At 69.1% G+C, this 26,596-nt stretch carries 23 protein-coding genes; 10 read left to right on the top strand and 13 right to left on the bottom strand.

The annotated features are described in order from the left end of the window. Window positions 1-18 precede the first annotated feature (18 nt). On the top strand, window positions 19-1,014 hold the full coding sequence (locus DD542_RS16515) for an FAD:protein FMN transferase (protein WP_127806392.1): 996 nt from the start codon (window positions 19-21) through the stop codon (window positions 1,012-1,014). A gap of 21 nt (window positions 1,015-1,035) precedes the next feature. On the opposite strand, the gene DD542_RS16510 is transcribed toward DD542_RS16515, so the two are convergent. From DD542_RS16510 to DD542_RS16465, 10 genes are all read right to left on the bottom strand, one after another. After that, window positions 1,036-1,587, bottom strand: coding sequence for an Rrf2 family transcriptional regulator (locus DD542_RS16510; protein WP_127806391.1), 552 nt, complete (start codon window positions 1,585-1,587; stop codon window positions 1,036-1,038). 121 nt (window positions 1,588-1,708) lie between these two features. Then, complete coding sequence (locus DD542_RS16505; RefSeq protein ID WP_066155715.1) at window positions 1,709-2,155, bottom strand: OsmC family protein; 447 nt, start codon at window positions 2,153-2,155, stop codon at window positions 1,709-1,711. A gap of 64 nt (window positions 2,156-2,219) precedes the next feature. Next, complete coding sequence (gene fdhF / locus DD542_RS16500; RefSeq protein WP_127806390.1) at window positions 2,220-5,039, bottom strand: formate dehydrogenase subunit alpha; 2,820 nt, start codon at window positions 5,037-5,039, stop codon at window positions 2,220-2,222. Then, window positions 5,036-6,802 (bottom strand): NADH-ubiquinone oxidoreductase-F iron-sulfur binding region domain-containing protein, encoded by a 1,767-nt coding sequence (locus tag DD542_RS16495; RefSeq protein WP_127806389.1) that lies wholly within the window; start codon window positions 6,800-6,802, stop codon window positions 5,036-5,038. Before DD542_RS16495 ends, fdhF begins: the two co-directional genes overlap by 4 nt. Window positions 6,803-6,860: 58 nt before the next feature. Beyond that, a complete protein-coding gene (locus DD542_RS16490; protein WP_127806388.1) occupies window positions 6,861-7,817 on the bottom strand; it encodes a LysR substrate-binding domain-containing protein in 957 nt (318 codons plus the stop codon). A gap of 229 nt (window positions 7,818-8,046) precedes the next feature. Continuing rightward, on the bottom strand, window positions 8,047-8,346 hold the full coding sequence (locus DD542_RS16485) for a hypothetical protein (RefSeq protein WP_079365265.1): 300 nt from the start codon (window positions 8,344-8,346) through the stop codon (window positions 8,047-8,049). Window positions 8,347-8,368: 22 nt separating this feature from the next. Beyond that, window positions 8,369-8,623 carry a MoaD/ThiS family protein gene (locus tag DD542_RS16480; RefSeq protein ID WP_066155703.1) on the bottom strand — a complete coding sequence of 85 codons (255 nt, stop codon included), beginning with the start codon at window positions 8,621-8,623 and terminating at the stop codon, window positions 8,369-8,371. A 7-nt stretch (window positions 8,624-8,630) separates the two neighbouring features. Further along, complete coding sequence (locus DD542_RS16475; protein ID WP_127806387.1) at window positions 8,631-9,986, bottom strand: FAD-dependent oxidoreductase; 1,356 nt, start codon at window positions 9,984-9,986, stop codon at window positions 8,631-8,633. Window positions 9,987-10,057: 71 nt separating this feature from the next. After that, window positions 10,058-11,905 carry an aldehyde ferredoxin oxidoreductase family protein gene (locus DD542_RS16470; RefSeq protein WP_066155698.1) on the bottom strand — a complete coding sequence of 616 codons (1,848 nt, stop codon included), beginning with the start codon at window positions 11,903-11,905 and terminating at the stop codon, window positions 10,058-10,060. Between the two features lie 28 nt (window positions 11,906-11,933). Continuing rightward, window positions 11,934-12,407 (bottom strand): 4Fe-4S dicluster domain-containing protein, encoded by a 474-nt coding sequence (locus DD542_RS16465; protein WP_066155694.1) that lies wholly within the window; start codon window positions 12,405-12,407, stop codon window positions 11,934-11,936. 441 nt (window positions 12,408-12,848) lie between these two features. Here DD542_RS16465 and DD542_RS16460 point away from each other — a divergent pair, with 441 nt between their 5' ends. From DD542_RS16460 to DD542_RS16425, 8 genes are all read left to right on the top strand, one after another. Continuing rightward, window positions 12,849-13,319, top strand: coding sequence for a (2Fe-2S)-binding protein (locus DD542_RS16460; RefSeq protein ID WP_127806386.1), 471 nt, complete (start codon window positions 12,849-12,851; stop codon window positions 13,317-13,319). Between the two features lie 11 nt (window positions 13,320-13,330). Continuing rightward, window positions 13,331-15,703 carry a xanthine dehydrogenase family protein molybdopterin-binding subunit gene (locus tag DD542_RS16455; protein WP_079365267.1) on the top strand — a complete coding sequence of 791 codons (2,373 nt, stop codon included), beginning with the start codon at window positions 13,331-13,333 and terminating at the stop codon, window positions 15,701-15,703. Between the two features lie 16 nt (window positions 15,704-15,719). After that, the gene (locus DD542_RS16450; RefSeq protein WP_127806385.1) at window positions 15,720-16,508 is read left to right on the top strand and encodes a xanthine dehydrogenase family protein subunit M; all 789 of its coding nucleotides are present in this window, start codon (window positions 15,720-15,722) and stop codon (window positions 16,506-16,508) included. Window positions 16,509-16,578: 70 nt separating this feature from the next. After that, window positions 16,579-17,511 (top strand): MoxR family ATPase, encoded by a 933-nt coding sequence (locus tag DD542_RS16445; RefSeq protein ID WP_066155685.1) that lies wholly within the window; start codon window positions 16,579-16,581, stop codon window positions 17,509-17,511. Window positions 17,512-17,522: 11 nt separating this feature from the next. Further along, window positions 17,523-18,707, top strand: a complete 1,185-nt coding sequence (locus DD542_RS16440; protein WP_127806384.1) for a VWA domain-containing protein — start codon at window positions 17,523-17,525, stop codon at window positions 18,705-18,707. 40 nt (window positions 18,708-18,747) lie between these two features. Next, the gene (locus DD542_RS16435; RefSeq protein ID WP_127806383.1) at window positions 18,748-19,347 is read left to right on the top strand and encodes a carbon monoxide dehydrogenase subunit G; all 600 of its coding nucleotides are present in this window, start codon (window positions 18,748-18,750) and stop codon (window positions 19,345-19,347) included. A 41-nt stretch (window positions 19,348-19,388) separates the two neighbouring features. Continuing rightward, window positions 19,389-20,462: an XdhC family protein gene (locus DD542_RS16430; RefSeq protein ID WP_127806382.1), complete on the top strand. Its 1,074-nt coding sequence runs from the start codon at window positions 19,389-19,391 to the stop codon at window positions 20,460-20,462. A gap of 133 nt (window positions 20,463-20,595) precedes the next feature. Then, window positions 20,596-21,705: a helix-turn-helix domain-containing protein gene (locus DD542_RS16425; protein ID WP_127806381.1), complete on the top strand. Its 1,110-nt coding sequence runs from the start codon at window positions 20,596-20,598 to the stop codon at window positions 21,703-21,705. Window positions 21,706-21,726: 21 nt separating this feature from the next. Here the strand turns inward: DD542_RS16425 and DD542_RS16420 are convergent, their stop codons facing one another. Continuing rightward, the gene (locus tag DD542_RS16420; protein ID WP_127806380.1) at window positions 21,727-22,617 is read right to left on the bottom strand and encodes a transporter substrate-binding domain-containing protein; all 891 of its coding nucleotides are present in this window, start codon (window positions 22,615-22,617) and stop codon (window positions 21,727-21,729) included. A 53-nt stretch (window positions 22,618-22,670) separates the two neighbouring features. Further along, window positions 22,671-23,156, bottom strand: a complete 486-nt coding sequence (pedF, locus tag DD542_RS16415; RefSeq protein WP_127806379.1) for a cytochrome c-550 PedF — start codon at window positions 23,154-23,156, stop codon at window positions 22,671-22,673. 404 nt (window positions 23,157-23,560) lie between these two features. Between pedF and DD542_RS16410 the strand changes: the two genes are divergently transcribed. Then, window positions 23,561-25,612 (top strand): sigma-54-dependent Fis family transcriptional regulator, encoded by a 2,052-nt coding sequence (locus tag DD542_RS16410; protein ID WP_127806378.1) that lies wholly within the window; start codon window positions 23,561-23,563, stop codon window positions 25,610-25,612. On the opposite strand, the gene DD542_RS16405 is transcribed toward DD542_RS16410, so the two are convergent. Further along, the gene (locus DD542_RS16405; protein WP_127806377.1) at window positions 25,589-26,593 is read right to left on the bottom strand and encodes an MBL fold metallo-hydrolase; all 1,005 of its coding nucleotides are present in this window, start codon (window positions 26,591-26,593) and stop codon (window positions 25,589-25,591) included. The genes DD542_RS16410 and DD542_RS16405 overlap by 24 nt on opposite strands. Window positions 26,594-26,596 lie beyond the last annotated feature (3 nt).

Here is a 26,596-nt window from a genome sequence, read left to right as displayed (position 1 = left end):
CGATCACCGGGCCACGCCATGAACCTGCACCGACGCCACCTCCTCTCCGGCCTGGGCCTGCTCGTGGCCGGCTGGAGCCTCCATCCGGGCCTGGCCCTGGCCGGGGTCCGGCGCGACAGCCGGGTACTGATGGGCACGCGGGTGGACATGGTGGTTCCTGACGCGCCGGACGCCGCGAGCGCCATCGAGGCCGCCTGGGCCGAGATGCAGCGGCAGGAACGCCTGATGAGCCGCTACCGCAGCGAGAGCCTGGTCTCTGCCCTGCACCGGCAGGCAGGCCGTGGATCGGTGCAGGCACCGCCCGAGCTGCTGGCCGTGTTGCGGCAGGCCGCCGCGCTGTCCGAGCGCACGCGCGGCGATTTCGACATCAGCGTCGGTGCCTACGACGGCTGGTCGTTCGACCCCGCGCAGCCCCGCCGCCCCTCGGTACAGGAGCTGGTGGAAGAACGCCGGCTCGTGAACCACCGCGATGTGCGCATCGAGGGCGACCGCGTGCGGCTGGCCCGCCCCGGCATGCGCATCGACCTGGGCGGCGTGGCCAAGCTGCCCGTGCTGCAGGCCGGCATGCAGGTGCTGGAACACCACGGCATCCGCCACGCCATGATCAACGGCGGCGGCGACGTGCTCACGCGTGGCCAGCTCCACGGCCAGGACTGGCGCGTGGGCCTGCGCGATCCGCGCGCACCCGAGAAGCTGCTGGGCGTGGTGACGCTGCGCGACGGCTGCGTCGCGTCTTCGGGCGACTACGAGCGCAGCTTCCGGCAGGCCGGCCGCCGCTACCACCACGTGCTGGACCCGCGCACCGGCTGGCCCACCGAGGGGGTGCGTGGCGTGGTGCTGGTGGCCCGCGACACGGCCGCCGTCAACGGCATCGGCGCGGCCGCCATGGTCGGAGGCCCGGCGCGCGGCCTGGACCTCATGGCCTCGCTGCCGGGGGTCGACAGTCTGCTCGTGGACGCTGCGGGCGAGGTGCACACCCGCGGCCGCATGGCGCAGCGGCTGCAGGCCGCCTGAGCGCCCCGCCCCTCCGGGGCTTCAACCCTTGGCCGTCTTGCGGGTGGGCGCCGGGCGGACCGGCTTTTTCGGGGCGGGCGCCGCTTTGGCTGCCGGGCGCTGCAGCGCCGCCATCTGGATCGGGATCAGGTGCGGCAACTGCCCCGCCACCGCAACCGACCGCGCCGTGGGCGCCAGCAGGTCGGACAGCGTCACGCCATCGAGCGCCACCAGAAAAGCCTGCATGGCCTGACCCAGCGCACCCTTGAGCCGGCAATAGCCGTTCAGGCGGCAGGTGTTGTGCTGGACATCGAAACACTCGACCAGGTTCAGGTCGGGCTCGGTCTCCCTGATCACCTGCCCCAGAGTCAGCCGGCGCGGGTCGGCCATCAGCCGCAGGCCGCCCCCACGCCCCCGGGTCGTGGCGAGCCAGCCATGGCCGGCGAGGATCATCACGATCTTGGTCAGGTGGCTGCGAGAGATGCCGTGCGCCTCGGCAATCTCGCTGACGGTGGGCGGCTGGGCACGGCCTTCGCAGGCCGCGCAGTACATCAGCACACGCAGGCTGTAATCGGTCCACTGGGTCAGTCGCATCGGTTCACCGTCTCGATCGGATACAGGCCGGGGTAGCCTGAGGCATCACTCTACCCCGATTGTCCAGGCGGACGGCGACCGACTATTTGATGCAGCGCACCTGCCGCGCATCGTCGGCTGATCAACCCTTGAGCACGGCGCCCGCGCCGTCGCGCACCTGCAGGTCGATGGCGATGCCCTGGCGCACGCTCATGGACACGGTGCAGAACTCCTCGAACTGCGCGAGCACGCGGTCCAGGTGCTCCAGTTCGGCGGCGGTCTTGCCCAGCTCCAGCTGCACATGGATGCGCTGGATGCGCAGGCGCTTGTTCTCGTTGCGACCCATCTCCGGTGTGGCGGTGGCGATCAGCGCGCCCGGGTCCTGCTTGAACTTCTGCAGCGAGAACAGCAGGCTGGCGCTGAGGCAGTTGGCCACCGCGGCCAGCAGCATGTGGTCGGGTGCGGGCCCGGCACCCTGCCCCAGCGGCGCGGGCTCGTCGGCCAGCAGTTGCGGGAGGGTCTCGCCGAAGTCGACCAGGAACTGGTAGCCGGACTGGCGGGTGATGGTGACACTGGCGTTGTCGCTCATGGCGTTTTCCGATGGTGTGGGACAAGTGGCTTCATCTTAGCCATTCTCCCGGGGGTATGAAGATTCACCCCGCCTTCTGCACCGACACCGCGCAGTACTTGAACTCCGGGATCTTCCCGAACGGGTCCAGCGCGGCGTTGGTCAGCAGGTTGGCCGCGGCCTCCGAGTAGGCGAACGGGATGAACACGCAGCCGGCGGCGGTGCCGTCGTCCTGCCGCGCGCGCAGCGTCACCTCGCCGCGGCGCGAGCGCACGGTGATGCGCTCGCCCGGCCTCACACCCAGCCGCGCCAGGTCGGCCGCGGCCAGGCTGGCCGTGGCCTCGGGCTCCAATGCGTCGAGCACGGTCGCGCGGCGCGTCATGCTGCCGGTGTGCCAGTGCTCCAGCTGGCGGCCGGTGATCAGCACCATCGGGTAGTCCGCATCGGGTGTCTCGTCCGCCGGCACCAGCTCGGTCGGCACCAGCCGCAGCCGGCCGTCCTCGGTCGGGAAGCGGTCGATGAAGACGATGGGGTGGCCCGGGTCGTCGTCGCTGAGGCAGGGGTAGGTCACGCTGCCCTCGCGCTCCAGCCGCTCCCAGCGGATGCCGCCGATGGCCGCGTGCATGGCCTGGCGCATCTCCTCGTAGACGGCCGCCACGCCGTGGTGCTCGCCCTCGTAGCGCCACGACAGACCCATGCGCTGCGCCATCTGCTGGATGATCCAGAGGTCGGCGCGCGCATCGCCCGGCGGGTCGATCGCCTGGCGGCCCAGCTGCACCATGCGGTCGGTGTTGCTCACCGTGCCGGTCTTCTCGGGCCAGGCGCTGGCGGGCAGGATCACGTCGGCCAGCCAGGCGGTTTCGGTCATGAAGATGTCCTGCACCACCAGGTGTTCCAGCGAGGCCAGCGCGTGCCGCGTGTGGTTCAGGTTGGGGTCGCTCATGGCCGGGTTCTCGCCCATGATGTAGAGACCGCGCAGCTTGTGCGGGTCGCTCTCGTCGGCCAGTGCCTTGTCCATCAGCTCGACCACGGTGTAGCCCGGCGCTCGGTCCAGCGGCGTGCCCCAGAAGTCTTCGAACCAGGCGTGGGCCGAGGCGTTGACCACCCGCTGGTAGTTGGGGAACATCATCGGGATCAGGCCGGCGTCGCTTGCGCCCTGCACGTTGTTCTGGCCGCGCAGCGGGTGCAGCCCGCTGCCCGGCTTGCCGATCTGGCCGGTGATGGCGCACAGCGCGATCAGGCTGCGCACGTTGTCGGTGCCGTGCACGTGCTGGCTCACGCCCATGCCCCAGAGGATCATCGCCGCCTTCGCGGTCGCGAACGCGCGCGCCACCTCGCGGATCGTCGCCGCGGGAATGCCGCAGACCGGCGCCATCGCCTCGGGGCTGAAGCGGGCGACGCTCTGGGCCAGCTCCTCGTAATGGGAGGTGCGCCGGGCAATGAAGTCCTGGTTCACCAGCCCCTCGTCGATCACGGTGTGGATCATCGCGTTGAGCAGCGCGACATCGGTGTCGGGCCGGAACGGCAGCGTGCGCCAGGCGTGCTGGCCGATGTCGGTGATGCGCGGGTCGGCCAGTACGATGCGGGTGCCGTTCTGCGCGGCGTTCTTCATCCAGGTCGCGGCCACCGGGTGGTTGACCGTGGGGTTGGAGCCGATCACCACAATCAGCTCGGCGTGCGCCACGTCGTTGACCGGGTTGCTCACCGCGCCCGAGCCCACGCCTTCGAGCAGGGCCGCGACGCTGGAGGCGTGGCACAGGCGGGTGCAGTGGTCGACGTTGTTGGAGCCGAAGCCGGTGCGCACCAGCTTCTGGAACAGGTAGGCCTCTTCGTTGGTGCCCTTGGCCGAGCCGAAACCGGCCAGGCTCTTCGGTCCGTGGGTGTCGCGCAGCGCCTTGAGCTTTCCTGCGGCCAGCGCCAGCGCCTCGTCCCAGGTGGCCTCGCGGAAGGTGTCGCGCCAGTCGGCGTCGCGCGCGGGGATCGCGTCGCCGTGTTTGGGCACACCTTCGCGGCGGATCAGCGGCACCGTCAGGCGGCCGGCGTGGTGCACATAGTCGAAACCGAAGCGGCCCTTGACGCACAGGCGGCCGTGGTTGGCCGGGCCGTCGCGGCCTTCGACCGCCACGATCTGGCCGTCGCGCACCTTGTAGCTGAGCTGGCAGCCCACGCCGCAGAACGGGCAGACCGAGTCCACCGAGCGGTCCACCGCCTGCGACCCCACCAGGCTCTTGGGCGAGAGCGCGCCGGTCGGGCAGGCCTGCACGCACTCGCCGCAGGCCACGCAGCTGCTCGCGCCCATTGGGTCGCCGAGGTCGAACACGATCTCGGCGTGGCCGCCGCGGCCGGCGAAACCGATCACGCCATTGACCTGTTCCTCGCGGCAGGCGCGCACGCAGCGCCGGCACTGGATGCAGGCGTCAAGGTTCACCGCCATCGCAGGGTGCGAGAGGTCGGGCGCCGGCTGCTCGCGCCGCAGTGCCTGCAGCGCGGGCCGCACCGAGACCGCCTCGCGCTGCGCCCAGTCGCTCAGCTCGCCGTGCGGCTGGCGACCTTCGGCGTCGATCCACTGGTGGCCCTGGTCGGGCATGTCGGACAGCAGCAGCTCCAGCACCATCTGACGCGACTTCTTCGCGCGCAGGCTGTCGGTCAGCACCTTCAGGCCGGGCGTCACGCTGCGGCAGCAGCTGGCGGCCAGCGTACGCTCGCCCGCCACCTCGACCACGCAGGCGCGGCAGTTGCCATCGGGCCGCAGCGGGTCGCTGTGGCACAGGTGCGGCAGCTCGGTGCCGTGGCGCTTCGCGGCGTCGAAGATCGATTCGCCTTCAAACGCCTCGACCTCACGGCCATCGAGCTCGAAATTCAGCTTCACCGGCATCAGCTGCTCGGGGCTCAGCGGGCGGTTCATGCTGCACCTCCGACCTCGTGCGCAAAGTGCTTCAACACCGAGCGGATCGGGTTGGGAGCGGCCTGGCCCAGGCCACAGATCGAGGCGTCGCCCATCACGTCGGCGAGGTCGCGCAGCGTGTCCTGGTCCCAGGTGTCGGACGCCATCAGGCGCGCGGCCTTGTCGGTGCCGACGCGGCAGGGCGTGCACTGGCCGCAGCTCTCGTCCTTGAAGAAGCGCATCACGTTGAGCGCGGCCTCCCGCACGCTGTCGTGCTGGCCGAGCACCATCACCGCCGCCGAGCCGATGAAGCAGCCGTGCGGCTGCAGGGTGTCGAAATCCAACGGGATGTCGGCCATGCTGGCCGGCAGGATGCCGCCGCTGGCGCCGCCGGGCAGGTAGGCGTGGAGCGTGTGGCCCTCGGCCATGCCGCCGCAGAACTCGTCGATCAGCTCGCGCAGCGTGATGCCCGCGGGCGCCAGCTTGACGCCGGGCTCGCGCACCCGGCCGCTGACGCTGAAGCTGCGCAGGCCCTTGCGGCCGTGGCGGCCGTGCGAGGCGAACCAGTCGGCACCGCGCTCGACGATCTCGCGCACCCAGTACAGGGTCTCGAAGTTGTGTTCCAGCGTGGGCCGGCCGAACAGGCCGACCTCGGCGATGTAGGGCGGGCGCAGGCGCGGTTCGCCGCGCTTGCCTTCGATGCTCTCGATCATCGCGGACTCCTCGCCGCAGATGTAGGCGCCCGCGCCGCGCCGCAGCTCGATGGTGGGCAGCGGGTACGGCGGGTCGGCCTGCAGCGCGGCGAGCTGTTCCTGCAGCAGCGCGCGGCAGTCGTGGTACTCGTCGCGCAGGTAGATGTAGACCTTGTCGATGCCGACCACCGCCGCAGCAATCAGCACGCCTTCCAGGAAACGGTGCGGATCGCGTTCGAGGTAGTGGCGGTCCTTGAAGGTGCCGGGCTCGCCTTCGTCGATGTTCACCGCCATCAGGCGCGGCGCCGCGAAGCCGCGCACGATGCGCCACTTGCGACCGGCCGGGAAACCGGCCCCGCCCAGGCCGCGCAGGCCGGCGTGCTCCAGCGTCTGGATCAGGGCCTCGGGGTCGTGCGCTCCCTGCGCCACCGCCGTCGCCAGCCGGTAGCCGCCGCCGGCGCGGTAGGCCGCCAGATCGACAAACTCCGGCACGCGTTCGCGCGGCAGGATTTCACCCGCCAGCGCCCGCTGCGCGAGCGCCTCGACCCTGGACTCGTTGGCGTGCGGCACCGCCGCCTGCGCCACCTGGGCCACGGGCGCCTGGGCGCAGCGCCCCAGGCAGGGCGCCGCCTGCACACGCACGCCCTCGCCCAGCCGGACGCGCAGGCGCTGCAGCAGCTCACCGCCGCCGGCCAGGCTGCAGCTGAGCGAGTCGCAGACCCGCACCGTGACCGCCGGCCCGATCTGCCCGTCGCGCAGGACCTCGAAGTGGTGGTAGAAGCTCGCCACCTCGTAGACCTCGGCCACCGGCAGGTTCATCTCCTGCGCCAGCGCCACCAGCAGGGCCTCGGGCAGGCCGTGGTGCGCGTCGTTGATGCTGTGCAGGTGTTCGATCAGCAGGTCGCGGCGGTGGCCCTCTTCGGGCCGCTCGCCGATCAGGGCGCGCAGCGCCTGCAGGGCCTCGGGCGTGGCCTGGCGGCCCTTGAGCCGGTCGCGGGCCCGCTTCTGCGGACGTGCGTCGTGCGGACGGACCTCAGCGACGGGGCCGCTCGAAGGGACGATCGGGATGGTGCGAATGGCGGACGAACTCATCGCCGCACTGTGTCGGTTGCGCAGCGCGCCGTCAAATTGGTTTGGGACATGGGTTCATTCAAGTCTTGAATGAACCGCTGGTGGCGGCCAGCTCGGCGCGCCATTCCGCATCGCGGGCCAGCGCCAGCGCGGCCTCCTGCGTGCGCGTGAGCGCCACCTCGCGGCGCACCAGGAAGCCGACCGGGGTCTGCACCTCGGGTTTCACCAGGGGCCGGAACAGCAGACCCGGCTGTTCGCGCAGGCTGGAGACCAGTGCGCCAGGCATCACGCTCGCCAGCGGGCCGGTGCGCACTGCCAGCGCCAGCGAGAGCACGGAGTTGGTCTCCATCACCGGCTTCACCGCCACACCCGCGCGGGCGAACGCGGCATCGACGATGCTGCGGTTGTGCATGTCGGGCGTCAGCAGGCAAAGATCAAATCCAACCGTGTCGGCCCAGGCCAGCGGCTCGCCGATGCGGCTGGGCGGCGGTGACTTGGCGCGCACCGCACGGGGCGCTTGGGTCACGAGGTAGAGGCGCTCCTGGTATTGCGGGAACACCTGGAAGCCACTGCCGCGGGCGCTGACGCGCTCCAGAAAGCCCAGGCCCAGGTCGAGCGTCAAGGCCTTCAGGCCCGACTCAATCTCGCCCGACGGCAGGGAGAGCAACACCGGCGCGATGCCGGGGTGGCGCGATTGCAGCAGTGCGCAGAAACGCGTGGCCACCGGCACGGCCGACGGCACCACCCCCAGCCGCAGGCTGCCCACGGGCTGGTCCTGCTGGCTGGCCAGGGACTGCTGCAGGGCTTCGTGTTCGCGCAGCATGCGCCGGGCAGACGCCAGCACCTGTTCGCCTTCGGGCGTCAGGCCCGAGTAGGTGCGGCCGCGGCGCACGATGGGCGTGCCCAGCTCCCGCTCCAGGGCGCGCAGCGCATTCGACAGCGCCGGCTGGGTGATGTGGCAGGCCTTGGCCGCGCGGTCGAAGTGGCGGTGGTCGTGCAGCGCCACCAGGTAGCGCATGGAGGTGAGCAGGTTCATGGCCCTGCAGCCTAGCAGGACCGCCCCCTCCGCGCGGGACTCAGTAGCGGACGTTGCTGCGGTCGATGGCGAACCAGGCTTTCGTAGGCCTTGCGTTTTTCGGCCGGCACATGGGCTGTGAGCAGGCCGGTTTTCTCTTCCGCCCTCAGCGACTTGTCCAGCAGGCGGCTGGCGCGGCTCTCGAAGCAGGACTCCGCGTTCAGGGCCCCGTTGACGATGACACGAAAGTTCAACCGCCGCCGCGCTGAAGGCTCAGGTCAAAGGGCTTCATGAACGTCCGCCGCTGGTCCGCATCCAGCCCGCGGAAGGCGAACACCACCTTCAAGCGCTGCATGCGCAGCAGCGCGATGCGGCGCTCGGGCAGGGGCTCCCAGGCGATGTCCAGCGCACCCGGGGGAATGTCCACAGTGATGCGCGCGCCCTCGCGCCTCCAGGCATGGGCCCCGAGCGCCCGCGGCATCCAGCCCAGCCACTCGGCCTCGCTGCAGCCGACGTCGCGCTCGAACCGTTCGGGGTAATCCGATTGCATGGGGACTGGTCCGCAGCGGCGCTCAGCCGCCGGCGATCGGCGGCCAGATGGCAAGCACGTCGCCCTCGCTCAGCGTCGCGCTCAGGCGCTGCTCGGGAGCGACGTACTTGCCGTTGACCAGCACCAGGTGCACCAGCTTCGGCGGCAGGCCGAAGGGTTCGATGATCTGGCTGATCGGCGCATCGGGCGCCACATCCAGTTCGATCTGGTTGCTGCGCCGGGCCTCGGGCGGCAGGTGGTCGGTGAGCGTGGCAAAGAGCTTGAAGGTGATCTTCATGCCCGGATCATGCCCTGCGCCGGTCATCGGCTGCACCACTCCAGTGGCCTTGGCCCTGCGCGGCGGACAGGTAAGCGTCCATCAGCTTCGTGGGGTCGGCGATCAGCCGGTCTTTCCACTCGCCCAGCTTCACCTGCCCCTCGACCAGGCCACGCATCACGCCCACGTGCTCGGTCCAGCCCACGCTGTTGCAGCCCACCATCTGGTCGCCCTTGAACTGCAGGCTCAGGTGCCGGTGGTTGGCCTTGTCGGTCAGCTCCACGTGCTGGCCGCCCGGCAGACCTTCCCAGTTGCCGAAGCTGCTGGAGATCAGGCCCAGGGTGTCGAGCACGTTGATCTGCGTCACGCCCATCAGCTCGGCCTGCTGGCCGACCATGTTCAGCGCCGCCACACGCGCCTGTTCGGCGGCGTTGGGCTGGATGGCGCTGACGATGGTCTTGCCACTGACCTTGTCGAAGGCCTCGGCGCAGTCGCCCGCAGCGTAGATGCCCGGCACGTTGGTCTGCAGGTGCTCGTCGGTCAGCACGCCGACCAGGCAGCGCACGCCGGAATTTTCCAGGAAACCGATGTTGGGCTTGACGCCGGTGGCGCTGATGACCAGGTCCGCGTCAAGCTGCTGACCAGTGGACAGGCGCACCGTCATCCGGCCACTGGGCATGGCGCTCTGGCCGATGCCGACCACTTCGGCGATCTTGCCCAGCAGGCCCTTTTCAGCGCCGGTGCCGCGTTCGATGGCCTCGACCCGTGCGCCGGTGTAGACCTTCACACCCTTGGTCTCGCACCAGTCCTTGATCATGCCGCCGGCCGTCGGCCCCATCATGCGCGGCACCATGCGGTCGCCCATCTCGACCACTGACAGCTCCACACCGCGCTGTTGCAGCGCTTCCATGATGATGCAGCCGATGAAGCCCGCGCCCATCTGCAGCACCTTGGCGCCGGGCTGGGCGAGGTTGGCGATGGCGCGCGCGTCGGCCAGGGTCCAGCAGCTGTGCACGCCGGGACCGTTGATGCCGGGGATCGGCGGCGTCGCGGGGGATGAGCCGGTGGCGATCAGCAGCTTGTCGAAGCCGATGGTGTTGCCGTCGCTCAGTTCGATGGTCCGCTTGGCCGAATCCAGCACCTTGGCGCGCACCCCGCGCCGCACGGTGATGCCCAGCTTCTCGAAGTGGCCCGCCGTGTGGCGCAGGTGTGTGCCCTCCTCGCCGACCTTGCCGATCAGCAGGTAGGGAATGGCCATGCGCGAATACGGCGCTTCGTTCTCGTCGCCGATGACGGTGATCTGGTCCTTGGGTGCGTGCTTGCGGATGGTTTCGGCCGCGATGACGCCGGCCGGGCCGGCGCCGAGGATGACGTGGTGGGTCATGTTCTGTTCTCCAAACTCCAAAAAAAGAAGCGGTCACGGGGACCGCTTCTTCGTTGTCCCCGATGGCGCAATCAGAGACCCAGGCGCGCCTTGGTGTCGGCGGTCGGGCGGCCCTCGGTGTCCCAGCCGCGCACTTCGTAGTACTTGGGCAGCATCTCGCCGAGCTTGCTGACCGTGCCCTTGCCCGGGCCGGTCTTGGCGGCTTCGGTCATCAGGCGCTTGGGCAGGTTGTCGTCGGCCTTGGTGAAGCCGGCCGCGTTGTTGAACTCGCGCTCCATGTTCCAGATGCGCTCGCCGATGTGGTTGAGGTGTTCCATCGTGAACTCCTCTCCGCAGGCGGCCTGCACCTGGGGTGCCACGTCGGCCAGGGTCCAGGCGAAGCTGGTGAAGATGCAGATGCCGGCGGAGTCGAAGGCCGCGGTCGCGTCCTGGAAGGCCTTGACCAGCTCGGGCTTGCCCGCGCTCTCGGACGGCTCGGTCTTGACCGGGATGCCCAGCACTTCGGACGCGATGGTGTAGCCGCGCAGGTGGCAGGCGCCTCGGTTGGACGTGGCATAGGCCAGGCCGATGCCCTGGATCACACGACCGTCGTAGGCCGGGAATTCCTGGCCCTTGACGCTCATGGACAGGTCGGGGTGGCCGTACTTGGCGGTCAGGCGCTTGGAGCCCAGGCCGATCTCCTTGCCAAAGCCTTCGCCCTTGGCGGTCATCACAGCCAGTTCGCACAGCGCCTTGGCCGAGCCGAACGGCGCTTCGATGCCGATCTGCTCCTTGGTGAGCACGCCCATTTCGTACAGCTCCATCACGGCGCCGATGGTGGCGCCGAAGCTGATCGGGTCCATGCCCTCTTCGTTGCAGATCAGGTTGGCGAACTGCAGCGCTTCGAGGTCGTTCACGCCGTTGGCGGCGCCCAGGGCCCAGGCGGCTTCGTATTCCAGACCACCCGACGCACCCCAGTACTCGGGCTTGTTGGCCACCGAGAAGTGGCTCTCGTCGATCTTGGAGATGCGGCCGCAGGCGATGGTGCAGCCAAAGCAGGCCTGGTTGGTCACCAGGTGCTTCTTGCCGTCGGTCGCGCGCGGCGTGGCCATGGCTTCGGCCGAGATGTCCTTGGCGCCCTCGAACTGCACGTCGCGGTGGTTGCGCGTGGGCAAGCCGCCGATTTCGTTGATCACGTTCATCAGCACCTGGGTGCCATAGGTGGGCAGGCCCTGGCCGGTGACGGCGTTGTCGGCCAGCACCTTCTTGGCGGCCTTGGCGGCGGCCATGAAGGCCTTGGGGTCGCGCACATTGCCCACGCCCTTGGTGCCGCGCACGGCAATCGCCTTGAGGTTCTTGCTGCCCATGACGGTGCCCACGCCCGAGCGGCCGGCCGCACGGTGCAGGTCGTTCACCACGGCCGCGTACAGCACGCCCACTTCACCGGACTTGCCGATGCTGGAGACGCGCAGCAGCGGGTCCTGCAGGCTGGTCTTGAGCATCTCTTCGGTCTTCCAGACGCTCTGGCCCCAGAGGTGGCCCGCGTCGCGCAGCTCGGCCACGTCGTCGTTGATGTAGAGGTAGACCGGCTTGGCCGACTTGCCTTCGAAGATGACCATGTCCCAGCCGGCCATCTTGAGTTCGGCACCCCAGTAGCCGCCCGAGTTGGAGCAGGCGATGGCGCCGGTCAGCGGGCCCTTGGTGACCACGGTGTAGCGGCCACCGGTGGAGGCCATGGTGCCGGTCAGCGGGCCGGTGGCCCAGATGATCTTGTTCTCCGGCGACAGCGGGTCGACCTTGGGGTCGATTTCGCTGGTGAGGTATTTGGTGGCGAGGCCGCGCGAACCCAGGTAGGCCTTGGCCCACTCCATGTTCAGCGGTTCGGAGGTGACGGTGCCCGCGGTCAGGTTGACGCGGAGGATTTTTCCAGCCCAAGACATGTTGATGCTCCTTGTATGTGTTGGGGGATCAGGCGGCCGCCTGGTTGCCCAGCTTGTCGGCCCACTGCTTCATCTTGTCGATGCCAGACCAGTTGGCATCGATGAACGTGATGGCGCCGGTCGGGCAGGCGTCGGCACAGGCCGGCTCGCCGCCGCAGAGGTCGCACTTCTGGACCTTGCCGGTTTCCTGCACGTAGTTGATGGTGCCGAAAGGGCAGCTGATGGTGCAGACCTTGCAGCCCACGCAGGTGGTTTCGTTCACCACCTTGGCGCCGGTCACCTTGTCGACCGTGATGGCCTCCACCGGGCAGGCGTGCAGGCACCAGGCCTCGTCGCACTGGGTGCAGGTGTAGGGCACCTTCTTGCCGGTGTGGTGGAAGTCGAAGACCTTGATGCGCGACTTCGAGGTGGCGTAGGTGCCGTAGTTCTCGAACGAGCAGGCCATTTCGCACTGCAGGCAGCCGGTGCACTTGTCGGCGTTGATGTGGAGTGTTTTCTGCATGTAGTTTCTCCGGTGGTGGGGCACACATGGCCCATCAGGAGACCTATGACCATGTGTTCATACGATTGTTGACGTGAAGCACAGCCACTTCGTCAGGGTTAACCCGAAAAGCTCCGCGCCGCTATCAGAAAGTCTCAGATTGAGACTGCCACATGCTGCCCTGCACAACGCCTTGATTTCAAACGGAATTACCGAATCAACAACGTTCATCCGGCGAAATAACACCACCCAACATAGGAATCGGAATACATAGCTTAGAAATGCAGCTGATTTCACAAATTTCCTTTGAAATCAATGCATTTCATTGCCTTTTCAAGCGTCTCAATTTGAGAATGTTTCAGACCGCAATTTGCAATTGAGGGTTAACACTCAAATCGCCGCGGCGCTGCGATGTTTCACTGTTTGAGGACCCCAAGAGGCCCCAACCATCAGGAGACACAGATGCAGGTTCAGCTCACGGTCAACGGCCAGGCCCGGTCGGTCGACGTTCCGCCCAATACCCTTCTCGTCCAGGTGCTCCGGGAGCACCTCAAGCTCACCGGCACCCACATCGGCTGCGACACCTCGCAGTGCGGCGCCTGCACCGTCATCAAGGACGGCCGCGCCATCAAGTCGTGCAGCGTGCTGGCCGCCCAGGTCAGCGGTTCGGAGATCACCACCATCGAAGGGCTGGCCGCCGCCGACGGCGCCATGCACCCGATGCAGGCGGCGTTCAAGGAATGCCACGGCCTGCAGTGCGGCTTCTGCACCCCGGGCATGGTCATGAGCGCGGTGGACCTCTGCAAGCACCACCCCAAGGCCGACGAGACGGAAGTCCGCGAGCTGCTCGAAGGCAACCTGTGCCGCTGCACCGGTTACCAGAACATCGTCAAGGCCGTGCTCAAGGGCAAGGCCGACATGGCTTCGGCCTGAGGAGACACGACATGGGTGCATCCGACTTCAGCAAGCTGCCGCACATCGGCGAAGGCGTCCGCCGCAAGGAGGACTACCGCTTCCTCACCGGCGCCGGCCAGTACACCGACGACATCACGCAGGCCGCGCAGACCTACGCGGTCTTCGTGCGCAGCCCGCACGCGCACGCCGCCATCAAGGGCATCGACACCAGCCGCGCCAAGGCCATGCCGGGCGTGGTGGCCGTGTTCACCGGCGCCGACATCGACGGCAAGATGGGCGGCCTGCCCTGCGGCTGGCTCATCACCTCGACCGACGGCACGCCGATGAAGGAGCCCCCGCACCCGATCCTGGCCATCGGCAAGGCGCGCTACGTGGGCGACCAGGTGGCCATGGTGATCGCCGACACGCTGGAGCAGGCCAAGAATGCCGCGGAGGCGGTGGAGGTGGACTACGACGTGCTGCCGGCCGTGATCGACATGCGCGAGGCCAGCAAGGGCCCCGCCCTGCACGACGCCGCGCCCGACAACCACTGCTACAAGTGGGCCATCGGTGACAAGGGCCAGGTGGACGCGGCGTTCGCGCAGGCTGCGCACGTGACGAAGATCGACCTGACCAACAACCGCCTGGTGCCCAACGCCATGGAGCCGCGCGCGGCCATCGGCAGCTACAACCGCGCGACCGAGGAATACACGCTCTACGTCGCCAACCAGAACCCGCACGTCGAGCGCCTGCTGATGACCGCCTTCGTGCTGGGCCTGCCCGAGCACAAGGTGCGTGTGATCGCGCCCGACGTGGGCGGCGGCTTCGGCTCGAAGATCTTCCTGTACGCCGAAGACGTGGCCCTGACCTGGGCCGCCAAGCAGACCAACCGCAGCATCAAGTGGACCTGCGAACGCAGCGAGTCCTTCCTGACCGATGCGCACGGCCGCGACCACATCAGCCACGCCGAGATGGCGATGGACAAGGACGGCAAGTTCCTGGCGATGCGGGTGCACACCGACGCGAACATGGGCGCCTACCTCTCGACCTTCGCGTCCGCGGTGCCGACCATCCTCTACGCCACCCTGCTGGCCGGCCAGTACACCTGCCCGCAGATCTATGTGGAGGTGGACGCCTGGTTCACCAACACCGCGCCGGTCGACGCCTACCGCGGCGCCGGCCGCCCCGAGGCCACCTACCTGCTGGAGCGCCTGGTCAGCCGCTGCGGCTGGGACCTGGGCCTGTCGCAGGCCGAGATCCGCAAACGCAACTTCATCAACAGCTGGCCCTACCAGACGCCGGTGGCCCTGCAGTACGACGTGGGCGACTACCTGGGCGCGCTGACCAAGGCCGAAGACATGGCCGACGTGGCCGGCTTCGAGCAGCGCAAGGCCGCCAGCGCGGCCAAGGGCCTGCTGCGCGGCATCGGCTACAGCTCGTACATCGAGGCCTGCGGCATCGCGCCGTCGAACATCGCCGGCGCGCTCGGTGCGCGGGCCGGCCTGTTCGAGTGCGGCGAGGTGCGCGTGCACCCCACCGGCAGCGTGACCGTGTTCACCGGCTCCCACAGCCACGGACAAGGCCATGAAACCACCTTCGCCCAGGTCGTGGCCGCCCGTCTGGGCATCGCGGTGGACGCGGTGGACGTGGTGCACGGCGACACCGGCCGCGTGCCCTTCGGCATGGGCACCTACGGTTCGCGCTCCATCTCGGTCGGTGGCGCGGCCATCATGAAGGCGCTCGACAAGATCGAGACCAAAGCCAAGAAGATCGCGGCCCACCTGATGGAGGCCAGCGACGCCGACGTGGAGTTCGCCAACGGCGAGTTCACCGTCAAGGGCACCGACAAGAAGGTCACCTTCGGCCAGGTCGCGCTGACCGCCTACGTGCCGCACAACTACCCGCTGGACAAGCTGGAGCCGGGCCTGAACGAGACCGCGTTCTACGACCCGACCAACTTCACCTTCCCGGCCGGCACCTACATCTGCGAGGTCGAGGTGGACCCCGCGACCGGCAAGACCCGCGTCGACAAGTTCACCGCCGTCGACGACTTCGGCACCATCATCAACCCGATGATCGTCGAGGGCCAGGTGCACGGCGGCATCGTGCAGGGCATCGGCCAGGCACTGCTGGAGAACTGCGTCTACGACAAGGAAAGCGGCCAGCTGCTGACCGGCTCGTTCATGGACTACGCCATGCCGCGCGCCGACGACTTCCCCGAGTTCAAGATCGGCACCATCTGCACCCCCTGCACCCACAACCCGCTGGGCACCAAGGGCTGCGGCGAGGCCGGCGCCATCGGCTCGCCACCGGCCGTCATCAACGCCGTGCTGGACGCCCTGAAACCGCTGGGCGTCACCGAGTTCGACATGCCCGCCTCGCCGGGGCGCGTGTGGGAAGCCATTCAATCCGCCAAGGCCTGACCGGGAGGAGGACACCATGTACGCATTCACGCTCGACAAACCCGCGACCCTCGCCGACGCCCAGAAGGCCGCCGCCGGCGGCGCCAAGCCCCTGGCCGGTGGTCAGACCCTGCTGGCCTCGATGAAGCTGCGCCTGTCCGACCCGGGCAACCTGGTCGATCTCGGCGGAGTGAAGGAACTCGCCGGCATCCGCCGCGAAGGCAACGCCCTCGTCATCGGCGCCATGACGCGCCACATCGACGTGGCGACCAGCGCGGAGGTGGCTGCCGCCATTCCCGCCCTCACCCACCTGGCCGGCCACATCGGCGACAAGCAGGTGCGCGCCATGGGCACCATGGGTGGTTCGGTCGCCAACAACGACCCCGCCGCCTGCTACCCCAGCGCCGTGCTCGGCCTGGGCGCCACGGTGCACACCACGAAGCGCAAGATCGCCGCCGACGACTTCTTCCAGGGCATGTTCAGCACCGCGCTGGAAGACGGCGAGCTGATCACCACGATCAGCTTCCCGATCCCGAAGAAGGCGGCCTACCTGAAGTTCAACCAGCCGGCCTCGCGCTTTGCGCTGATCGGTGTGTTCGTGGCGCAGACCGACGGCGGCGTGCGCGTGGCCGTGACCGGCGCCGGCAACGGCGTGTTCCGCCATGCCGGTCTGGAAGCGGCGCTGAACGCCAGCTTTACGCCCCAGTCGGCCGCCGGCGTCAAGGTCAGCGCCGACGACTGCAGCGGCGACCTGCACGCCAGCGCGGCCTACCGCGCCAACCTGATCAGCGTGCTGACCCAGCGCGCCGTCGCCCAACTGGCCTGATTTCCGGCTGTCACCGCCAGGGCCCCGCGTTCACCGACCCGGGGCCCTTTTTCCTTCACAGAACATCCCCATGAGCGCCTTCGCCTCGATCGATGCCCTGATGCAAGCCCTGCAGTCGGCCGGCTACTACGCCGACCGCCGCCTGGCCACCGCCGTGTTCCTGGCCCTGAAGCTGCAGCGCCCGCTGCTGCTCGAAGGCGAACCGGGCGTCGGCAAGACCGAGCTGGCCAAGGCGCTGTCGGTGGCACTGGGCCGCGCCCTGCTGCGCCTGCAGTGCTACGACGGACTGGAGCAGCGCGAGGCTCTCTACGAGTGGAACTACGCCGCACAGCTGCTGCACATGCGCGCCGCCCAGACCCGGCTGGAGGTCGCGCACACGGACGGCGGCGCCGACGAGGTGGCGCGCATCGAGCGCGAGGTCTACCAGGAGCGCTACCTGATCAAACGGCCGCTGCTGGCGGCGCTGCAGGCCCCCGAGCCCGGCGCGCTGCTGCTGATCGACGAGGTCGACCGCGCCGACGAGCCCTTCGAGGCCTTTCTGCTGGAGTACCTGGGCGAGTACCAGGTCAGCATCCCCGAGTTCGGCACGGTGCGCGCGGCCTGCCCGCCGGTCACCATCCTCACCAGCAACCGCACGCGCGAGCTCAACGACGCGGTCAAGCGCCGCTGCCTCTACCACTGGCTCGACTACCCCGAGCGCGAACGCGAGCTGGACATCGTGCGCGCCCAGGTGCCGCAGGCCTCGGCCGCGCTGGCGACCCAGGTGGCCGACGTGGTGCAGCGCCTGCGCAGCCAGCCCTTTGCCAACGCTTTCCAGCGCTCGCCCGGCATTGCTGAAAGTGTCGAGTGGGCCAAGGCGCTGGTGGCCCTGGACACGCTGGCGGTCGACCCCGAGGTGCTGAGCGACACCGCCGGCATCCTGTTCAAGCAGCGCGAGGACGTGGCCGCGCTCACGCGCGACATGGCCGCCGAGTTGCTCAAGCCGGCCGACACGCCCGCCTGAGTTCGCCGCTCATGCAGCTCGGAGATTCCCGCACCGGCAAACTGGCCGACAACATCGCCGGCTTCGGCCGCGCGCTGCGCCGCGCCGGCGTGCGTGTGGACAGCTCGCGCATCGTACTGGCCACGCGCGCCGCCATGGCGGTCGGCCTGGAGCGCAAGGAGGACGTGAGCGCGGCGATGGAGGCGGTGTTCGTGACCCGCGAGCAGGACCGCCTGGTGTTCCGCGAGCTGTTCGACACCTACTTCCGCAACCCCGAGATCGCGCAGAAGCTGCTGTCGCAGTTGCTGCCCAGCGCCGAGGGCAAGGCCGAGCCGAGCAAGCGCCGGCCGCGCGTGCGCGAGGCGCTGTCGCCGCAAAAGAGCTTCGGGCAGCAGGCCAAGCCCAAACAGGAAGACCAGAAGGTCGAGTTCGACGCCGCCATGACGGCCAGCGACATCCGGCGCCTGCACCACGCCGACTTCAACGCGCTGTCGGGCACCGAATACCGGCTGGTCGAGCGGCTGGCGCGCGACATCCGCCTGCCGCTGCCGACCTACGATTCGCGCCGCACCCGGCCCGGGCCCGGCGGCACCCGCCCCCACTGGCAGCGCGCCCTGCGCCGCGCGGTGCGCCACGGCGGCGAGCTGATGGAGCTGCCGCAGCTCTCGCGCCGCGAACAGCCGCTGCCGCTGATGGTGCTGGTGGATGTGTCCGGCTCGATGGAGCGCTACACCCGGCTGCTGCTGGCCTTCCTGCACGCGGCCACGCGCCACCACCGGCGCCGCGACGTGTTCGCCTTCGGCACCCGGCTGACCGACCTCACGCCGGCGTTCCGGCTTGCCGACACCGACGACATGCTGGTCGCCGCCAACGAACTGATCGCCGACTTCGCCGGCGGCACCCAGCTCGGTGCCTCGCTGCAGGCGCTGCAGCAGGACCACGCGCGCCGCCTGGTCGGCCGCCGCACGCTGGTGCTGATCGTCAGCGACGGCCTGGACACCGGCGAGCCCACGGCGCTGTCCGAATCGCTGGCCTGGCTGCGCCGGCGCTGCGGCCGCCTGCTCTGGCTCAACCCGCTGCTGCGCTTCGAGGGCTATGCCCCGCTGGCCCGCGGCGCAGCCGCACTGCACACCCACGCGCACGGCATGCTGGCCGTGCACAACCTCAGCAAGCTCGAAGACCTGGCCGCCAGCATCGCGGCGGTGCTGCGGCGCTGAGCCCTTCGTTCAGACCCCACAAGAAAGAGGACACACCACCATGGACATGCAAGGCAACCGCTCCCTGGCCATCACCCAGCAGCAGGCCTGGGACGCGCTCAACGACCCCGCCGTGCTCAAGGCCTGCATCCCAGGCTGCGACAAGGTCGAGGCCACGGGAGAGAACCAGTACGCGGTGGGCATGGCGGTCAAGATCGGGCCGGTGGCGGCCAAGTTCGCCGGCAAGATCCTGCTCTCGGACATCGTGGCGCCCGAGTCCTACAAGATCAATTTCGAAGGCCAGGGCGGCGTGGCCGGCTTCGGCAAAGGCACCGCGGCGGTCAAGCTCACGCCCGACGGCAGCGGCTGCACGCTGGACTACACCGTGCACGCCACCGTCGGCGGCAAGGTGGCGCAGCTGGGCCAGCGCCTGATCGACGGCACGGCCAGGTCCATGGCCGAGGACTTCTTCAAGCGCTTCGACGAGGCCATGCAGCAGGCCCACCCCGAGGCCTACGCCGCGCGCGACGCGGCGGCGAAGGCCGCTGCGGCGGGCGAGGCACCGGTGGCCGAGGCCCCCGCGGCAAGCGGCGGCATTCCCGCCTGGGTCTGGATCGCGGGCGGTGTGGTGCTGCTGGCCCTGTGGTGGCTCAGCCGCTGAAGGCTTCGCCGCGCACAATACCTGCCAGGACTGGAGACACCATGGAAAACCTCGACATCACGGTGCTGCGCCATCTGCTGCAATGGCGCCAGCAAGGGCAGCGTGCGCTGCTGGCCACGGTGATCCGCACCTGGGGGTCTTCGCCCCGCCCGGTCGGCTCGATCATGGCGCTGTGCGAGACCGGCGCCGTGATCGGTTCGGTCTCGGGCGGCTGCATCGAGGACGACCTGATCTACCGCTACCGCCGTGCGGACGGCGCTGCGGGTGCGGGCACCCACGACATCCCCGACGGCCCGCCCGAGCGGGTGAAGTACGGTGTGAGCGCCGACGAGGCCCACCGCTTCGGCCTGCCCTGCGGCGGCACGCTGGAGCTGATGCTGGAGTTCAACCCCGACGCCGACGCGCTGGCCACGCTGGTGACGGCGCTGGGCGAGGGGCGGCTGATGCAGCGCAGCACCGACCTGGCCACCGGCCGGGTCACGGTCGCGCCCTGCGAGCGGCCCGAGGCGCTCAGCGACGACGGCCAGGTGCTGCGCAACACCTTCGGGCCCGAGTACCGCATGCTGCTGATCGGCGCCGGCCAGCTGGCCGAGTACCTCTCGACCATGGCGATCTTCTGCGGCTTCTCGGTCTCGGTCTGCGACCCGCGCGAGGAATACCGCGGCAGCTGGAACGTGCCCGGCGCCAAGCTGCTCACCGGCATGCCCGACGACGTGGTGCATACCTTCGGCGTCGACCGCCGCACCTGCGTCATCGCGCTCACGCACGACCCCAAGCTGGACGACCTGGCGCTGCTCGAAGCCCTGGGCACCGAGGCCTTCTACGTCGGCGCCATCGGCTCGCGCCGCAACAACGAGGCCCGGCGCGCGCGCATGATCGAACACTTCGACCAGACCGAAGAGAGCCTGGTCGCCATGCGCGGCCCCATCGGCATCTACATCGGCAGCAAGATGCCCTCGGAAATCGCGGTCAGCATCATGGCCGAGGTGCTGGCGGTGAAGAACGGCGTGGCCCTGCCGCGCGACGCCCAGGTCGGCCCGGCCAAGGACCAGCTCCAGCCCCGCAGCGCGGACGAAGGCGGCGCCGTCTGCTTCAGCGCGTCCCGCGTGGCCTGAGCGCCGCGGCCCCGGCCGCGGCGTGGCATGTGACTTGCGGTTGACTGCAAAAGAGGTGCATTGTCCGGGGGCCTGCCCGGGCACTGTCTCAATCTGCAACACTGTTGTTCCGCCCACGAACGCCGAGGCCGATGTGACCACCACCGTCCATGCCCCCCTGCTCCCTGACCAGCGTCTGGCCCTGATCGAACGGGCGCGCCTGTCTGTGCTGGAGGCGCGCGACAGCGCCCCCTCGCCCTGGCTGGCCGCGCCCATCGAGCGCTCCTGGCGGCGCTGTCTGGCCATGGGACAGGACCCGCACCAGCGCGTGGCCTTCGAGCCGGTGTCGGCCAGCGCCATGCGCCAGGCGCTGGAGGCGAGCCAGCCCCTGATCCAGGCCGCCGCGCCGGTGATCCGCTCGCTCTCGCGGGCGATGGTGCACACCCGCTACTTCGCCATCCTGACCGACGCGCGCGGCACGGTGATCGACGTGGACGGCCCGGTCGACCGCAACAATCCGCGGGCCGCAGCCATCGCGCGCGTGGGGGTCGACCTCTCCGAGCGGGCCGTCGGCACCACCGCCATCGGCACCACGCTGACCGACCACGAGCCGGTCTGGCTGCACCGCGGCGAACACTTCTTCCACGACAACGGCGCCTTCAGCTGCGCCGGTGCGCCGATCTGGGGGCCGGACGGCCACTGCGTCGGCATGCTGGATCTCACCGGCGTCGACGTGGCGGAGCAACCCGCCCTCAAGCACCTGGTGACGCAGTCGGCGCGCAGCATCGAAAACGCGCTGACCACCTCGCGCCCGCACCGCATGCTGCTGCGCCTGAACTGGCCGGGCCGTGTGCTCGGGGACGACAACGACGGACTGGTCTGCGTGGACGACGACGGCCGCATCATAGGCGCCAACCGGGCCGCGTCCGACATGCTGGGCCTCATGCCGCAGCAGGCCGCGATGCACTGCAGTGACGTCTTCGCGGTGCCCACCGATGGCCTGTTCGACGCCGCCCGCGCACAACGCCCCGCTTTCGAGGTGCCGCTGTGGTCTGGCCTGCGGCTGCAGCTGCTGGCCCAGGGGCCGGGCCGCGTCTCCGGCTCGCCGCGCCCGGCCAGCCACAGCGTGCCACTCAAGGACGTGGAGGCCGCCCTGATCCGCCGCGCCGTGGAAGACGCGCGCGGCAACGTCATGGAAGCGGCCCGCGCGCTGGGCATCAGCCGCGCGACCGTCTACCGCAAGCTCACAAAGAAGAAGGCCTGACCGGCGCGGAAGGCCCGCCGGTCAAGGCGCAGTCAGGGTGAGCCCGTGCTGCTTGAACATCGCGAGCAGCTCGCCGCTCTCGCGCAGCGATTTCATCGCCATGTCCAGCGCCGCGCCCAGGTCCTTGTGGGCCGCCTTGATCGCCATGCCCACCGGCCAGCCCGTGTCGGCGATGCCGTTGTTGAGGTTGAGCTTGGACAGCGGGAACTGGTCCACCGAGGCCTTGCGCTGGAACAGCGCGGCTTCGGCCTGCGCCCGCAGCACGAACGCGCCTGCAGCCTTGCCGTCGATCACCGCCTGCGCGGCCTCGACACCCGAGGGGTAGATCGAGACCTGGTTGCGCAACAGCCCACCGCCGTAGCCCATGAGCACGCTGGCCGCGCCCGCGCCGCGCTCGGCCGCCAGCGGCAGGCCCTTGAGGTCTTCGGGGGAAGCGGCCGAGGCCAGGCGCCGGCTGTCGTGCAGCAGCACATTCGACTGGCGCATATAGGGCGCCATGATGGTCACCTGCGGGTTGCCGTTGGCCAGGAAGCGGTCGGCCGGCACCTGCAGCATCACGTCGGCCGGACCGTAGCCCAGGTAGTGGCCGCGCCAGACCATGTTGCGCAGGTCGTCGTTCATGTTCTCGCCCGCGTCGAACGGCAGCAGCGAGAGCTTGAGGTTCATCTGCCGCGCCAGCGCCTCGGCCAGCGACACGTCCAGGCCCGTCATGTCCGTGGCCGGGCCGCTGGAGAACGGCGCGTTGTCCTTGTACACCGCGACCTTGAGCGCCCCGTTCGCACGGATGCGCGCCAGGTCGCTCAGGTCGGTCTGCGCCAGCACCGGCCAGGGCATGGCCAGCGCGGCCGGCAGCAGCGCCAGGGCTTCGCGGCGGCGCAGGCCTCTGGAAGTCTTCAGGGTGGAGTCGGTCATGGGTCTTGTCTCTCTGTGATGTTGTAGCTGACGGCCCGTCCGGTGGCGCGGGCTCAGGGTTCGCGGCGGGTCTCGATGTAGGTGCGGATGGTCCAGATCGCTTCCTGCGTGAGCGTGCCTTCGAACGGCGGCATGTAGACGCGCCCGTCGCGCACGCGGCCGCGGCGCACGGTGGAGATGAAGTAGTCGTCCATCTCCTTCATGCAGGAGGCCTTCTTGGCCGCGTCGGCCAGGCCGGAGCAGTCGCTGTCCATCTTGCGCAGGTCGGGCGAGATGCCGCCGGAGATGGCTTCCAGGCCATGGCAGCGGGCGCAGTTCTGGTTGTAGGCCGAGGTGCCGATGCGCAGCGCTTCCTTACGGGCCGGGCTCTGCTCGTTGTAGGGGTTGGCATCGAGCCACTTGGCGCCCAGCTGCGGCAGGGTGCTGGTGTCCACGGCCTGCGGGACCACGTCCCCGTGGGCGTACACCGCAATGGCGGTCAGGCCGGCCACCAGCAGGGCGACGGCGCGTCGGGATGCGAGGGAAAAACGGACGTTCATGGGCTTGTCTCCAGGTTCAGAAAAAAGAGGCTTCTGACACCCGGTCAGCAATAAGCGGGCCACAAAAAGAACCGCCCCTGTACCACCCACATCCCGGCCCGATTGCAACGACCATGTGTTCCAAATTGAACCACCCTGTTGTTCCACGCCCCAACCACTGTCCCATTCCGAACGGGCACAACAGGCTGCTTCGGGCTGGCCGGGGATTTGCTTTGTACCGGAAGGAGGCACCCGCCACAGCTTGTTTCATTCAGGGATTTCCCACTGTTGATTTGTGGCACAGATATGAAGAAAATCACATGAGTCAGGACAGCAACGACCACGACCCCCTTCAGTTCGGCCCCATTGAGCCGAACTGGTCGATGGATTACTGGGGAGGCCTTCCCCCGGACCCTGGAGACAACATGAATGCCGCCATGTACACGCCACCCGGCCGAGAGCGTGTCAACATGCCTTCCGCCCCCCACGAGGCCGGTCACGATCCGATCGGCCAGTCGCACCAGCGCTCGCGTGCATTTGGCATCACCGAACAGAGCGAACCCGACTTTTCCAGCCCGCTGCGCGGCGACCTGACCAGCGCCCTGGACGAAAACCGCTTCCTGTTCCAGCACGCGGCACCGGTCATGGAAACGCTCTACGACCAGATCGCCAACACCCACAGCATGGTGCTGCTGACCTCGGCCAAGGGCATGGTGCTGCACTCGCTGGGCGACAACGACTTTCTGGAGAAGGCCTCGCGCGTGGCCCTGATGCCGGGCATGGACTGGTCCGAGCAGACCAAGGGCACCAACGCCATCGGCACCGCGCTGACCGAAGAGGAAGCGCTCACCGTCCATGGCAACCAGCATTTCCTGAATGCCAACAAGTTCCTGACCTGCTCGTGCTCGCCGATCTTCGACCCCTACGGTCAGGTCATCGGCGCGCTGGACGTGACCGGCGACCAGCGCAGCTTCCACCAGCACACGCTGGCCCTGGTGCGCATGTCGGCGCAGATGATCGAGAACCACATGTTCGCCGACATCTTCCCGAAGGCGATCCGGGTGCACTTCCACACCCGCTCGGAGTTTCTCGGCACGCTGGTCGAGGGCATCGCGGTGTTCTCGCCCGAAGGCCGCTTCATCTCGGCCAACCGCAGCGCACAGTTCCAGATCGGCCTGCCGTTTGCCGCGCTCAAGGCCCACACCTTCTCTTCGCTGTTCGGCATCCCGATCTCCTCGCTGGTCGATCTGTTCAGCGGCACCCTGCCCACGCCCAAGCAGCTGGTGTTGCACAACGGCGTGGCCGTGTGGTGCCGGGTCAAGATCAAGGCGGCCAATCCCTGGAACGCCGGCCGGCCCATGCCGGTCACGCCGCAGCAGGCCGAGGAACAGGCCGCCGCCACACCGTCGCCCGCAGTGGCCAAGGTGGTGCCGCGCAAACCGCATTTGTCCACGCTGCAGTACCTGGACACCGGGGACCCGCAGGTCTCGGCCGTGATCCACAAGCTGCGCATGGTCTCGGGCAAGGACATCCCTGTGATGATCCTGGGCGAAACCGGCACCGGCAAGGACCTGCTGGCGCAGGCCATCCACGGTGATTCGAACCGCTCGGGCCAGCCCTTCGTCTCGGTCAACTGCGCCTCGATCCCGGACACGCTGATCGAGTCCGAGCTGTTCGGCTACGAGGAAGGCGCCTTCACCGGCGCGCGCAAGAAGGGCTCGATCGGCAAGATCCTGCAGGCCAACGGCGGCACCCTGTTCCTCGACGAGATCGGCGACATGCCCAAACACCTGCAGGCGCGGCTGCTGCGCGTGCTGCAGGAGCGGCGCGTGAGCCCGCTGGGTGCGGGCAAGGAGGTCGACGTGGACGTGGCGGTCGTCAGCGCCACCCACAAGAACCTCAAGGACATGATCGCGCGCGGCGACTTCCGCGAAGACCTCTATTACCGCCTCAACGGCCTGGTGGTGCGCCTGCCGGCGCTGCGCGAGCGCACCGACTTCGACCTGGTGGTTCAGAAGATCGTCAAGGCGCTGTGCGAGAACGGCCAGCACATCGGCATCGCGCCGCGGGTGATGGAGATCTTCAAGCGCTACCACTGGCCGGGCAACTTCCGCCAGCTGCACAACCTGCTGCGCACGGCGGTGGTGATGGTCGGCTGCGCGGGCGTGATCGATCTGGAGCACCTGCCGGACGACTTCCTGGAAGAACTGGAACACGGCCTGCCGCACCCGGTGGCACAGCGCCTGAGCAAACCGGTGCCCACCATCGACACGTCCCTGCCGGAGGTGCCCAGCGCGCCGCCCATGCCCGAACCCACGCTGGACGGACAGAAGCTGCAGGACGTGGCGATCAGCGCGATGGCGCAGATGCTGCGGCTGCACGGCGGCAACGTGTCGGCCGCCGCCAAGGCGCTGGGCGTCTCGCGCAACACCATCTACCGCAAGAAGCACCTGCTACCGCCCGACCTCCTCGGCTGACGGCTGGCGGTCCATCCACACCGGCTCCAGCTCGCGCCAGGCGCGCAGCACGTTGAAGCCGTGCCGCGCCTCGTAGCCTGCCCAGCCGTGGAAGGCGGGCAAGGCGACCCGGTCGATCTCCTGCGGCTGTCCGCCTTCGTCCATGGCCCGCAAGGTCTTCTCGCGCAGCGCGCCCAGGTAGGCGCGCGTGTCCTGCAGCGCCGGCGCAGACCCCGATGCGGGCGCGACCGACCAGGTGGTGGCGATCACCTGCTTCGGCCCCAGGGCCAGCAGGCGGTCCAGCGCGGCGATCCAGCCGTCCAGATGGCCTTGCGCGAGTTCGGGCACGCGGTGCTGGTAGACCAGCCCACCGGCCCACAACACGCGCTGCCGCGCATCCCACAGCACCAGGTCGCCCTCGGTGTGCGCGTGCTCCACCCGCATCACGCGCAATCGCCAGCGGCCCAGTCGCAACACCTCGCCTTCGGACAGCGTGCGCGTGGGCAGCACGATCTGCGTGCCCGCCATGCCGGCCTCGCCCACCCGCTGGGTCAGGCTGGCCAGGCAGTCCGGGCAGCGCAGCGCCATGCCCTCGCGGGTCGGTGCGGTCGCGAGAATCTGCGTGCGCCCGGCCGCCACGTCGGCGGCAAAGGCCGAGTTCGCCAGCACGTTCTCGGAATGCGCGTGGGTGTTGACGATCCAGCGCACCTGCGCGCCAAAGCGGCAGGCCAGCGAACGCCGCACACGCTCGCCATGCCGGTGGCTGGGCCCGGGGTCGATCACCAGCGCCTGGCGCCCCGACACCAGCACGCTGGTGGGCACCACGTGGCCGGCGTTGGCGGGCGACACATCGCCGCCGTCCGGCGGCAGCCAGACCCAGGCGCCCGGCGCCACGGCGCGCCAGGGCACCGGTTCCAGCGTGTCGCAGCCCGGGGCCGCGCACAGCGACGCCGCCTGCGCCAGCAGCAGTGCCACCAGCGCCCGGCGGCACCATGTGGTCACGCC

This window comes from Hydrogenophaga sp. NH-16, from assembly GCF_004006415.1.
Classification (GTDB): domain Bacteria; phylum Pseudomonadota; class Gammaproteobacteria; order Burkholderiales; family Burkholderiaceae_C; genus Hydrogenophaga; species Hydrogenophaga pseudoflava.
This window is presented reverse-complemented; position numbering and strand designations above follow the sequence as displayed.